This window comes from Deltaproteobacteria bacterium, assembly GCA_011375175.1.
Classification (GTDB): domain Bacteria; phylum Desulfobacterota; class GWC2-55-46; order GWC2-55-46; family DRME01; genus DRME01.
Genome location: DRME01000043.1, coordinates 1 through 11,516 on the forward strand (window position 1 = coordinate 1; position 11,516 = coordinate 11,516).

Annotated in this window: 13 protein-coding genes; all 13 read left to right on the forward strand. The window is 65.1% G+C overall.

Features of this window, described 5'->3' with window-relative positions; genetic code table 11:
* The first annotated feature begins 220 nt into the window (after positions 1 to 220).
* The 13 genes from ENJ37_02790 to ENJ37_02850 all read left to right on the forward strand — a co-directional run bounded on the left by ENJ37_02790 (position 221) and on the right by ENJ37_02850 (position 11,413).
* Positions 221 to 433: an ATPase gene (locus ENJ37_02790; GenBank protein ID HHL39412.1), complete on the forward strand. Its 213-nt coding sequence runs from the start codon at positions 221 to 223 to the stop codon at positions 431 to 433.
* A 59-nt stretch (positions 434 to 492) separates the two neighbouring features.
* Entirely contained in the window at positions 493 to 1,059 is a 567-nt protein-coding gene (locus tag ENJ37_02795; GenBank protein ID HHL39413.1) for a hypothetical protein, read from the forward strand.
* Positions 837 to 2,159 (forward strand): hypothetical protein, encoded by a 1,323-nt coding sequence (locus tag ENJ37_02800; GenBank protein ID HHL39414.1) that lies wholly within the window; start codon positions 837 to 839, stop codon positions 2,157 to 2,159. Before ENJ37_02795 ends, ENJ37_02800 begins: the two co-directional genes overlap by 223 nt.
* A 303-nt stretch (positions 2,160 to 2,462) precedes the next feature.
* Complete coding sequence (locus tag ENJ37_02805) at positions 2,463 to 2,792, forward strand: hypothetical protein (protein ID HHL39415.1); 330 nt, start codon at positions 2,463 to 2,465, stop codon at positions 2,790 to 2,792.
* Positions 2,793 to 4,574: a V-type ATP synthase subunit A gene (locus ENJ37_02810; GenBank protein ID HHL39416.1), complete on the forward strand. Its 1,782-nt coding sequence runs from the start codon at positions 2,793 to 2,795 to the stop codon at positions 4,572 to 4,574.
* A complete protein-coding gene (locus tag ENJ37_02815) occupies positions 4,575 to 5,921 on the forward strand; it encodes a V-type ATP synthase subunit B (protein HHL39417.1) in 1,347 nt (448 codons plus the stop codon).
* The gene (locus tag ENJ37_02820; GenBank protein ID HHL39418.1) at positions 5,918 to 6,538 is read left to right on the forward strand and encodes a V-type ATP synthase subunit D; all 621 of its coding nucleotides are present in this window, start codon (positions 5,918 to 5,920) and stop codon (positions 6,536 to 6,538) included. The genes ENJ37_02815 and ENJ37_02820 overlap by 4 nt, the downstream gene beginning before the upstream one ends.
* 51 nt (positions 6,539 to 6,589) lie before the next feature.
* Entirely contained in the window at positions 6,590 to 7,324 is a 735-nt protein-coding gene (locus tag ENJ37_02825; protein ID HHL39419.1) for a ZIP family metal transporter, read from the forward strand.
* A gap of 63 nt (positions 7,325 to 7,387) precedes the next feature.
* Complete coding sequence (locus ENJ37_02830) at positions 7,388 to 8,719, forward strand: adenylosuccinate lyase (protein HHL39420.1); 1,332 nt, start codon at positions 7,388 to 7,390, stop codon at positions 8,717 to 8,719.
* On the forward strand, positions 8,716 to 9,420 hold the full coding sequence (locus ENJ37_02835) for a phosphoribosylaminoimidazolesuccinocarboxamide synthase (protein HHL39421.1): 705 nt from the start codon (positions 8,716 to 8,718) through the stop codon (positions 9,418 to 9,420). The genes ENJ37_02830 and ENJ37_02835 overlap by 4 nt, the downstream gene beginning before the upstream one ends.
* Positions 9,421 to 9,546: 126 nt before the next feature.
* Positions 9,547 to 9,789: a phosphoribosylformylglycinamidine synthase subunit PurS gene (gene purS / locus ENJ37_02840; GenBank protein ID HHL39422.1), complete on the forward strand. Its 243-nt coding sequence runs from the start codon at positions 9,547 to 9,549 to the stop codon at positions 9,787 to 9,789.
* 14 nt (positions 9,790 to 9,803) lie between these two features.
* A complete protein-coding gene (gene purQ, locus ENJ37_02845; GenBank protein HHL39423.1) occupies positions 9,804 to 10,523 on the forward strand; it encodes a phosphoribosylformylglycinamidine synthase subunit PurQ in 720 nt (239 codons plus the stop codon).
* The gene (locus ENJ37_02850; protein ID HHL39424.1) at positions 10,523 to 11,413 is read left to right on the forward strand and encodes a 5,10-methylenetetrahydrofolate reductase; all 891 of its coding nucleotides are present in this window, start codon (positions 10,523 to 10,525) and stop codon (positions 11,411 to 11,413) included. The genes purQ and ENJ37_02850 overlap by 1 nt, the downstream gene beginning before the upstream one ends.
* The last annotated feature ends 103 nt before the right edge of the window (positions 11,414 to 11,516 follow it).

Consider the following 11,516-nt stretch of genomic DNA (forward strand, 5'->3'; position numbering starts at 1 on the left):
ACTCCCTCCAAAAACTTTTAACGCCCTGCGGATCATCCCGATTTTGCTTGCAAAATCGGGATGATCCGCAGGGAATTAAAAGTCTTTGAAGGGGGTCTGGGGGAAACTTTCTACAGAAAGTTTCCCCCAGGGTAATTAATCAGAGTTTCCATAGTAAGTCCGGACGCTGGCGCTCCCCGTCGCGCAGGGAGCGGACAAAGACGAGAGGCGGAGGTGTGACATGGAGAAGGCCCTACTGGCGCTGGCTGCGGCGCTCTCGGTGGGCGTGTCGGCGCTGGCCACGGCCTGGGCGCAGAGCAGGATAGGTGCTGCCGGCATGGGCGCGCTGGCTGAAAACAAGGAACTGCGGGGGATAGTCATCATACTTGTGGCCATACCGGAGACGATGGTGCTCCTCGGTTTCGTCATCGCCTATCTCATACTGACGGGCTGAGCCTTGCCGGAAGTGACGGACGGGGAAGGCGGTCCGTCCGATGAGGAGGTGCCTTTCGCATGGGACAGGAAGAGCTGCTGCGGGCCATAGAGGAAGAGGCCCTTGCGCAGCGTGAGAGGATACTGAGGGAGGCCGACGAGCAGGCCGGGGCCATAGTGGCCGAGGCGGAGCGCCGCAGCGAGGAGCATGCGCGCAAGCGGCGGGAGATGGAGGCCGCAAGGCTCGGGAGGCTGCGGGCAAGGGCCGTCAACCGGGCGAGGATAAGGGCGTCGGCCATGGTGCTCGGCGCAAAGCAGGAGATCATCGACCAGGTGCTCTCCAGGGCCAGGGACGTTATCGAGGGCTCCGACAAGGAGACGACCACCAGGCTCGTAAGCGCACTCTACGACGAGGTCAAGGCCGAGTGGCCCGAGGACCTCTCCACACCCTTCGTGCGGATGAACCCCGCCTACGCCTGGCTCGTCCAGGACCGGGCCACCGAGATAGAGCCCGACGAGAGCCTCGATATGGGCGTCGTCTTCGTCTCGCGCGACAGGCGGCTCATGATCGAGAACACCATAAGAACGCGCATGGAGAAGGGGAAGAGGCACATACTGACGCTGCTCGGCAGGCTGCTCTTCCGCTGACGCCCCGGCGGGGGGGGGCGGGAAGAGGGGGTCCGTTGGATTTCGGTTTTCTCAACGCCAGGGTGCGGGCAAGGCGCGCAAGGCTTCTCGGTGGCTCCGTGCTGGATGCGCTCGTCGAGGCCCCGGGGCTTGACGCATTGATCGCCCTTCTGGGCGGCTCGCCTTACGGGCCCCATCTCGCCTCGGCCATGGCACGCTACGGGGACCCGTCCGAGGCCCTCGACGCGGCGCTGCGCGCAATGCTCTCCGACGACCTCGCCGTCCTCGACAGGGACGCGCCCGCCGGCGCGCGGCCCTGCATCGGGGCGCTGCTCTCCTTCCGGGAGGCGGCGAACCTGAAGACCATCGCCCGCGTGCTCGTCAAGGGCGGCGAGAGGGCCGCCGCGGCGAGGCTTCTCGTGCCGGCCGGCTCGCTCGACGACCGGGCGCTGCGCCGCCTTCTCGGCGCCGGCGACCTCGACGACATGGCGGCGCTCCTCTCTTCCTGGGGAAGTCCTTATGCGAGGCCCTTTCGAGCCGGCCTGGAGGCCTTCGCGCGCACGGGAAGCCTCTTCGACCTGGAAAGGGAGCTCGACGCCTTCGTCCTGTCGAGGGCGAGAGCGGCGACGGCCCGCGCCGCCGGGGCGCTCGAAGAGGCGCGCGCGACCGTCGAGTACCTCATCGACAAGACCAACATCATGACGCTCGTAAAACTCTGCGGCGAGACGAGGGGACGGGAACTGGCCGTCTCCCTCTTCGTCGAGGGAGGAAAGAGGCTTCTTCGCGGAGACTACGAGGAGCTCGCCGCCGAGACGCGGCGCGACAGGCTCCTCGACGGCCTCGCCTCACGGGTCTCCGACCGCCACATGCGCGCGGTCCTCGATACGGCCTACGGCGAGGAGGCGATCTTTCTCGAAGAACGGCTCGACGCCCTCCTTGCCTGGAGACTGGACAGGGCCTCGGTAGTGGACCCCCTCGGCATAGCCGTGCCCTATGCCTACATGTACGCACGGACGAGGGAGCTCAAAAACCTGAGACTCATAGCGAGGGCGAAGATATTCGCCATGCCGGCAAGACAGCTCAGACGCGCCCTCGGTGTGGCCGACTGGCGCGCGGTGTGAATGTCTTCGGCGGTCCCCGGGAGGTTCGGGCCGCGCCGGACGGGATTTTTTTACGCCCTTGCGGCCCGGATGCCCCTTAAAAGACTCTTGACCTGGGCTGGGGGAAACTTTCTGTAGAAAGTTTCCCCCAGACCCCCTTCAAAGACTTTTAACGCCCTGCGGATCACCCCGATTTTGCTTGCAAAATCGGGGTGATCCGCAGGGAATTAAAAGTTTTTGGAGGGAGTCTGAGGGAACCTTTTTACAAAAAGGTTCCCTCAGGGTAATTAATCAAAATCTCCAAAGGTTTTGGAGGGGCGTTGTATGGCGGGGCTTTTGATAGTGACGTCGCCGGGCGGGTCGTTGGGGTTTCGGCTCGGCGGTTTTCATTGCCGGGAGCTGGAGGGCGGCGGCGAGCTGGCGGCTCTCTTGAAGAGGGTGGCCGACGAGGGACGCTACGGCCTCGTCTGTGTCGACTCGGCGCTCCTCGAGGAAGTGGACCCCGAGGTGATGCGGAGGATCGACAAGAGGGGGGTGCCCATAGTGATGCCTCTGAAGATACCGGCCGGGTGGGAGGAGGTGGAGCCCGGCGAGACGCACATAGCGAGGCTCATACACCGGGCCGTGGGTTATCACATAAAGATAAAGAGATAGATGGACAGAGAGGCCGAAAGGGAGATAAGGGGGAGGATAGAGACCGTGTCGGGCCCCACGGTGGTGGCCTCGGGCATGGTTGGAGCGAGGATGCACACGACCTGTCTCGTCGGCGAGGCCGGCCTTCTCGGCGAGATCATCCTTGTCAGCGGCGAGCGGGCCACGATACAGGTCTACGAGGACACGACGGGGCTTCGTCTCGGCGAGGAGGTGGTGAGCCTTTCGCAGCCGCTGCTTGCGAGGCTCGGCCCCGGGCTCCTGTCGCGGGTCTTCGACGGCGTGGAGAGGCCCCTCGAGGCCCTGGAGGCGGTATTCGGTCCCTTCATAGGGAGGGGGTGCGGCGCCGAGCCGCTGGACCCGGACAGGACGTGGGGGTTCGAGCCCCGGAAGGCGAGGGGGGAGCGTGTCGCCCCTGGCGACGTGCTCGGCGTGGTGCGCGAGACCGAGGCCGTGGAGCACAGGGTGCTCGTGCCGCCGGGGATGAGCGGCGTGGTGAGGGAGATACGAAGCGGCGCCGTGACGGGCCGGGAGCCGCTGTGCACGCTCGAAGGGGGCGGGGAGATAGGGCTGTACCAGGAGTGGCCCGTACGGGTGCCCAGGCCCTCGGCCGGAGAGCTTGCGCCGAGCGAGCCCCTCATCACGGGCCAGCGCGTCTTCGACACGCTCCTGCCGGTGGCCAGGGGAGGCACCGCCGCCGTGCCGGGCGGCTTCGGCACGGGAAAGACGGTGGTCGAGCAGACGCTCGCCCGGTTCGCCAAGGTGGACATAGTGGTCTACATCGGGTGCGGCGAGCGGGGCAACGAGATAACCGACATACTCACCGAGTTCCCCGAGCTCAGGGACCCGGAGACCGGGCTTTCGCTCAGCGAGAGGACGGTGCTCATCGTCAACACGTCGAACATGCCCGTTGCGGCCCGCGAGGCGTCGATCTTCACGGGCATCACCATCGCCGAATACTACCGGGACATGGGCTACCACGTGGCGCTCATGGCCGACTCCATATCGCGGTGGGCCGAGGCGCTGCGCGAGATATCGTCGAGGCTCGAGGAGATGCCAGGCGAGGAGGGGTATCCGCCGTACCTGGCAACGAGACTCGGCCGTTTCTACGAGAGGGCCGGTGTCGTGAGATGTCTCGGCGACGGGGGGCGCACCGGGTCGGTGACGGTCATAAGCGCCGTCTCGCCGCCGGGCGGCGACTTCTCCGAGCCCGTGACCCAGGCCTCCCTGCGCTTTGCCGGCACGCTCTGGGCCCTGGACAGGGACCTGGCCCACAGGCGCCACTTCCCGGCCATAAGCGTCGAGGGGAGTTTCAGCCTCTATTACGACGAGCTCGCCGACTGGTACACCGACAACGTCTCGCCCGAGCTCGACGGGCTGCGCGCCAGGTTCCTCTCCCTTCTCCAGCGCGAGATGGAACTCAAGGAAGTGATGCAGATAATCGGCATGGAGGGGCTGCAGGAAAAGGATCGGCTCGTCATAGAGGGCGCGGCCCTTGCGCGCGAGGTCTTCCTGCGCCAGAGCGCCTACGACGAGGTCGACGCCTTCTGCACGCCGCAAAAGCAGTTCTGGATGCTCAAGGCCATAATGTCCTATCTCGACGCCATGGAGGCCGCCCTTTCGCGGGGCGAGTACCTCGAGTCCCTGCTCGAAAACCCGATCAGGGCCAAACTGGTGACCATGCACTCGGTCCCCAACGAGGGGTTCGCCGACTTTTGCCGCCGGCTCATAGACGAGTTGGAGGTCCACTTCGCGCAGAAGCGGGGCGAAGAGGGGGGGCGGTAGATGGACCTTCTCACCAGGGAGTACAGGACCATATCGGGCATAACGGGTCCCCTCGTCTTCGTGGAGGGCGTGCGCCGGGGGGCCCTGGGCGAGATATGCAGGGTCAGGTTTCCTTCGGGCGACGAGCGGACGGGCCAGATACTGGAGATGCGGGGCGGCAGGGCCGTGCTCCAGGTCCAGGGCGGCACGTCGGCCATAGACTCCGAGAGCGTCACCGTCGTGCCCACGGGCGAGGTGGCCACCCTCGGGCTCTCCACCGACCTCTTCGGCCGGGTCTTGAGCGGCATGGGAGCCCCCATGGACGGCTTCCCCGAGCCCCTGCCCGAGAAGTACGGCGACATAAACGGCCTTCCCATGAACCCCGTCTCCAGGGAGAAGCCCTCGGACTTCATCGAGACGGGCATATCGGCCATAGACGGACTCAACACCCTGGTGCGGGGGCAGAAGCTCCCCATCTTCTCGGGCGCGGGGCTTCCGGCAAACGAGCTTGCGCTGCAGATAGTGCGCCAGGCGCGGGTGAGGGGGGAGCGGGAACGCTTCTGCGTGGTGCTCTGCGCCATGGGGGTCACTTCCCGCGAGGCCTTCTTCTTCCGCGACGGCATCGAGAGGAGTGTGGCGCTTGACAGGACCATCGTCTTCATGAACCTCGCAAGCGACCCCACCATGGAGCGCCTCTTCGCCCCGCGCATGGCCCTTACGGCGGCCGAGTTCCTGGCCTTCGACAAGGGCTACCACGTGCTCGTCATACTCACGGACATGACGGCCTACTGCGAGGCCCTGCGCGAGATCGGCAGCGCAAGGGACGAGATACCGGGGCGTCGCAGTTATCCCGGCTACATGTACACCGATCTGGCCACCATCTACGAGAGGGCCGGAAGGCTCAGGGGCCGCGGCGGCTCCATAACGGTCATACCCATACTGACCATGCCGGACGACGACATCACCCACCCCATACCGGACCTGACGGGCTATATCACCGAGGGGCAGATAGTGCTCTCCAGGACCCTGCACCGCAAGGGCGTCTATCCGCCCATCGACGTGCTGCCGTGCCTTTCGCGGCTCATGAAGCTCGGCATCGGCGAGGGCAAGACCCGGAGCGGGCACCGCCGCCTCGCCGATCAGCTCTACGCCTCCTATGCCCGCGGCATGGACGTGCGAAGGCTCGTCACCATAGTGGGCTCCGAGGGCATAACGGACCTCGACAGGAAGTACCTGGCCTTCGCCGACTCCTTCGAGGCCGGGTTCATCGGACAGGGCAGGAAGGGGCGGACCATCGACGAGACTCTCGACAAGGGGTTCGAGCTCCTCAGGGCCCTTCCCGAGAGCGAGCTTACGAGGCTTGCATGATAGGGAGCGGACAGGTTACGCGCCAGACGCTTCTGCGGCTGCGCTCGCGGCGGCGGGTCCTGGAGAACGGTCTCGAGCTTCTGCGCGGCAAGCGCCAGGCCCTGATGAAGGAGATGTACTCGCTCATGGTCGAGTGCATCGACAGGCGTGATGAGCTGGCCGTCATGCTGAGCAGGGCCTTCAGGGAGCTTGAGCTTGCCAGGGGTTTCCTCGGCGACGCCGTCGAGTCGGCCGCCGCAGGGGCGCGCCGCAACGTAAGGCTCGACATCAGGTTCAGGAACGTCTGGGGCATAAAGATACCGGAGATCGTCCGGCGGCCCGTGGTCAGGAGCATCGAGGCCGGCGAACTCTCCCCGCTCGGCGAGAGCGCCGGTCTGCTCGACGCCCGACGCCGGTTCGAGAAGGTCGTCGACGCCGTCGTGGCCATGGCCTCGGGCGAAAAGAAGCTCCAGAGGCTCGCGGCCGCCGTGAGGGCCGACACCATACGGATAAACGCCATAGAGGAAGTGGTCCTCCCGATGCTTTCAAAGCGCATAAGGGAGATACGGCGCGTGCTCGAGGAGCGCGAGCGCGAAGAGGTCTTCAGGCTCAAGCGCTACAAGTCGAGGGGACGGTGAACGGCCGCGGCGGAGCGGACCACGGCCTTTTCGGGGGAACGGGTCTCTGAGATGGGCGGACAGTTCATAGACACCCTTGTCTTCGGCATGCTCGCCGGCGCGGCCACGCTCGGCGGCATATACATGCTCCTTGCGCGCCGGAGCTGGACCCGGCGCAACACGGTCTTCTTCATAAGCTTCTCGGCCGGCGTGGTGCTCAGCGTCGCCTTCGTCCACCTTCTGCCCGAGGCCGTGGAGCTCACCGACAACGCCATGGCCGTGGTGCTCGCCACCATGCTCGCCTTCTACATGGTCGAGCACATGCTGGCCATCCACACCTGCCACGAGGGCGAGTGCGAGGTCCACTCCATGGGCCTTCCGGCCTTCCTGGGCATAACGTTCCACTCCCTTCTCGACGGCGCCGTCATAGGCGTGGGCTTCGAGGCCGACTTCACCCTCGGCTTCGCCGCCGCCGTGGCCGTCCTCCTCCACGAGATCCCCGAGGGCGTGACCATCACGTCGCTTCTGCTCCACGCCGGTTACGACCGCACGAGGACGCTCGTGATGGGGTGGACCGTGGCCATGGCTACACCCGTGGGGGCCCTCGCGGCCTTCTTCCTCATCGACGACCCGTCTCCCTCCGTGCTCGGAACGCTCCTTGCCGTGGCGGCCGGTTCGTTCATCTACATAGCGGCGTCGGACCTCCTGCCGGAGACGCACAAAAATATGAGAAGGAGCAACATCGTGCTTGTGCTGGCCGGCGTCTTTCTGGTATATTTAACAACTTACCTGCGCGGCGGGGCTTAGCTACGGCCCGCCGAGGCGGGGCGGGAGGCGGGGGACGACAAGAGAGGAGAGGTCCAGGCACAAGTGATAGAACGCTACACGCGCGAGGAGATGGGCCGTCTGTGGACGGCCGAAAAGAGGTTCGGCACCTGGCTCGACGTGGAGATCTACGCCTGCGAGGCCATGGCCGCAAAGGGAGTCGTGCCCGAGAGGGCGCTGGAGACGATAAAGAAGAAGGCCGGCTTCGACATAAGGCGCATCGAGGAGATCGAGCGCACCGTAAAGCACGACGTAATAGCCTTCCTCACGTCCGTGGCCGAGCACGTGGGCCCCGATTCGCGCTACATCCACATGGGACTCACCTCCTCGGACGTGCTCGACACCTCCCTTGCCGTGCTCCTCAAAGAGGCGGCGACGATCATCATAAAGGACATAAAGGAGCTCATGAGGGCGCTCAAAAGGCGCGCCATGGAGCACCGCGACACGGTCATGATAGGCCGCTCCCACGGCATCCACGCCGAACCCATGACCTTCGGCCTCAAGATGGCCCTCTGGTACGAGGAGGCCCGGCGCAACCTCGAGCGCATGGAGCAGGCCCGCGAGACGATCTCCTGCGGCAAGCTCTCCGGCGCCGTGGGCACCTTCAGCGCCGTGGACCCCTACGTGGAACGCTACGTGCTCCGCAAGCTCGGCCTCAAGCCCGAGCCCGTGGCCACCCAGGTGGTCCAGCGCGACCGCCACGCCCACTTCTTCTCCACACTGGCCGTCGTGGCCTCGTCGGTCGAGAAGATAGCCGTCGAGGTGCGCCACCTCCAGCGCAGCGAGGTCCTCGAGGCCGAGGAGTACTTCTCCGAGGGCCAGAAGGGCTCGTCGGCCATGCCACACAAGCGAAACCCCGTGCTCTCCGAGAACCTCACGGGCCTTGCCCGCCTCGTGCGGGGCTACGCCGTGAGCGCCATGGAGAACGTCGCCCTCTGGCACGAGCGCGACATAAGCCACTCGTCGGTGGAGCGGGTCATCGCCCCGGACGCGACGATCCTCGTGGACTTCATGCTCGCAAGGGTCACCGGTGTCGTCAAGAACCTCGTCGTCTACCCGGCGAACATGCGCCGCAATCTCGACCGCCTCGGCGGACTCGTCTTCTCGCAGAAGGTGCTGCTGCGGCTCATCGAGAAGGGACTGACCCGCGAGCAGGCTTACGCCCTGGTTCAGCGGAACGCCATGAAGGTGTGGAAGGGTGAAGGCGACTTGAAGTCGCTTCTGAAGAAAGACCAGGATGTACTCGAAAGACTTGACGAAAAGGAGATCGAGGAGTGCTTCGATCTCGAGCCGTACCTGAGGCACGTCGACTACCTGTACAGGCGTGTCTTCGGCGGGAGCGGGCGCGCCCGCCGCAGCGGGAGGAGGAAAGAGTGAAGAGACTTGAAAAACTCTACGAGGGCAAGGCCAAGATAATATACAGGACCGACGATCCCGCGCTCTACATCCAGTACTTCAAGGACGACGCCTCGGCCTTCGACGGCAAGAAGAAGGGCACCATAGAGAGCAAGGGGATCTTCAACAACAAGATATCGTCGCGCATCTTCGAGTTCCTGCGGGAGAAGGGCGTTGAGAGCCACTACGTCAGGAGGCTCGGCGATCGCGAGATGCTCGTAAGGCGCGTGGAGATAATTCCGGTCGAGATAGTGGTGAGGAACATGGTGGCCGGAAGCCTTGCAAGGCGCATGGGCCTTGAGGAGGGCGCGCCGCTGCCGGAGACGCTGGTGGAGTACTACTACAAAAGCGACGAGCTCGGCGACCCCATGCTCAACGCCGAGCACATCCGCATCTTCGGTCTGGCCGCCCCCGAGGAGCTACAGGCCATGGTCGCCACGGCCCGCACGGTGAACGAACACCTCAAGCGTTTCTTCGACGAGCGCGGCATAATCCTTGTCGACTACAAGCTCGAGTTCGGCCGCTGCGACGGCAAGGTGCTCCTCGCCGACGAGATAACGCCCGACGGCTGCCGCCTCTGGGACAAGAAGACGCTCAAGAAGCTCGACAAGGACCGTTTCCGCCGCGACCTCGGCGACATCGAGGACGCCTACAGGGAGGTGCTCGACAAGGTCCTCGGCTGACTCCGGCCATGCGCCCCGGGGGGAAGCCTTCCGGGGAAGGGCCGCGCATCTTGGCGTCTTCTCCAGGCCCCTTGCCTGTGTTGTATTCGTACCGCCATCGACGCGAAAGGAACGGACGATAGCTCTATGAAGGCCAGGGTATACGTAACGCTTAAGAAAGGGGTGCTCGACCCCCAGGGAAAGGCCGTCATGGGGGCGCTCAAGGCCCTCTCCTTCGACGAGGTGCGCGAGGTGCGCATCGGCAAGCTCATCGAGATCGAGCTCGACGGCGCCTCGCGCGAAGAGGAGGAGGCGAGACTGCGCGAGATGTGCGAAAAGCTCCTCGCCAACCCCGTGATGGAAGACTTCGGCATCGAGATAGAGGACTGAGCGCCGCCGTGACGATGAAGAGAAAGGATTTCACCTTCGCCGTCATAGTCTTTCCGGGCTCAAACTGCGACCACGACTGCTACCACGTGGTCAAGCACGTGCTCGGCTGCGAGGCCCGCTACGTGTGGCACAAGTCGACCGATCTCGGCGACGCCGACTGCGTCGTCCTTCCCGGCGGCTTCTCCTACGGCGACTACCTGCGAACCGGCGCAATCGCCCGCTTCTCGCCCATAATGAACGAGGTCATGGCCTTCGCCGGAAAGGGAGGCCCCGTGCTCGGCATCTGCAACGGCTTCCAGATACTCACCGAGGCGGGCCTTCTGCCCGGGGCGCTGACGACCAACAGGGACCTCAAGTTCATCTGCAGCGCCGTCAACGTGCGGGTCGATACGACGGCCACGCCCTTTACGAGGCGCTACGCCGAGGGCGAGGTCCTCTCCATACCCATAGCCCACGCCGACGGCAACTACTACGCCGACGACGACACCATCGCCCGCCTCGAGGACGAGGGGCGGGTCGTCTTCCGCTACGTGGACGCCGGGGGAGAGCCGTCGGCCGAGGCCAACCCCAACGGCTCGCTCCGCAACATCGCGGGCGTTGCAAACAGGGAGGGCAACGTGGTGGGACTCATGCCCCATCCCGAGCGCGCCGCCGAGGCCATCCTGGGCTCGACCGACGGTCTCGCCCTCTTCGAGTCGGTCGCCGGGGAAGCGGCTGGGAGGTGCCCCCGGTGATTGAAGCCAGGGAGAAACGCACGCCGGTCAGCAGGCTCGAGCGGGAACTCGACGAGGGGAGGTTCGTCATAACGGCCGAGATATGTCCGCCCCGCGGTACGGAGACGACGGACTTTCTCGCCAGGGCGAGGCTCCTCAAGGGGATGGTGACGGCCGCCAACGTGACCGACAACCAGCGGGCCGTGATGAGGCTGTCGAGCCTGGCCTGCTCGGTGCTCCTGCTCGATGAGGGGATCGAGCCGGTCTTCCAGATGACCTGCCGCGACCGCAACAGGCTGGCCCTCCAGTCGGACATCCTCGGCGCCTGGACCCTTGGCGCGCGCAACATCCTGGCCCTCACGGGCGACCACGTGTCCTTCGGCGACCACCGCGAGTCCAGGGCCGTCTTCGACCTCGACTCGGTCCAGCTCGTCGGCACGGTGCGCACCCTCAACGAGGGACGAAACCTCAAGGGCAGGGAACTTCGCGGCGGCACCGGCTTCTTCATAGGCGCCGTCGTCGCCCCCGAGGCCGACCCGCCGGAGCCGGAGATGATAAAGTTCGAAAAGAAGGTCGACGCAGGAGCGCGCTTCTTCCAGACCCAGGCCTTCTACGACATGGACAACTTCAAGCGCTTCTTCGAGAAGGCCGAAAAGACGGGCGCGAAGATACTGGCCGGCATCCTGCTGCTAAAGTCGGCCCGCATGGCCGATTTCCTCAACAGGAAGGTGCCGGGCGTCACCGTCCCCCGGCGCCTCATAGACGAGCTCGAGGCCGCGCCCGACCAGTTGCAAAAAGGCATCGAAATAGCCTCGCGCCAGTTGCGCGAACTCAAGACCTTCTGCCACGGCGCCCACATCATGGCCATCGCCCAGGAAGAGAGCGTCCCCCACATAATATCCGGCGCCTGAGCCACAAGGACGCCTGCATACGCTTTTCCACTTATGCTTCGACGGAGAAGCCGGCGGGTCGGGCCGCGCCAGGCGGGATTTTTACGCCTTTGCGGCCCGACCC

Excerpts from the sequence above, each read along its gene's own strand:
- ENJ37_02825 (HHL39419.1), top strand. The coding sequence starts at position 6,590 with ATGGGCGGACAGTTCATAGACACCCTTGTCTTCGGCATGCTCGCCGGC.
- purS (HHL39422.1), top strand. The coding sequence starts at position 9,547 with ATGAAGGCCAGGGTATACGTAACGCTTAAGAAAGGGGTGCTCGACCCC.
- ENJ37_02805 (HHL39415.1), top strand. The coding sequence starts at position 2,463 with ATGGCGGGGCTTTTGATAGTGACGTCGCCGGGCGGGTCGTTGGGGTTT.
- purQ (HHL39423.1), top strand. The coding sequence starts at position 9,804 with ATGAAGAGAAAGGATTTCACCTTCGCCGTCATAGTCTTTCCGGGCTCA.
- ENJ37_02790 (HHL39412.1), top strand. The coding sequence starts at position 221 with ATGGAGAAGGCCCTACTGGCGCTGGCTGCGGCGCTCTCGGTGGGCGTG.
- ENJ37_02820 (HHL39418.1), top strand. The coding sequence starts at position 5,918 with ATGATAGGGAGCGGACAGGTTACGCGCCAGACGCTTCTGCGGCTGCGC.
- ENJ37_02815 (HHL39417.1), top strand. The coding sequence starts at position 4,575 with ATGGACCTTCTCACCAGGGAGTACAGGACCATATCGGGCATAACGGGT.
- ENJ37_02795 (HHL39413.1), top strand. The coding sequence starts at position 493 with ATGGGACAGGAAGAGCTGCTGCGGGCCATAGAGGAAGAGGCCCTTGCG.
- ENJ37_02810 (HHL39416.1), top strand. The coding sequence starts at position 2,793 with ATGGACAGAGAGGCCGAAAGGGAGATAAGGGGGAGGATAGAGACCGTG.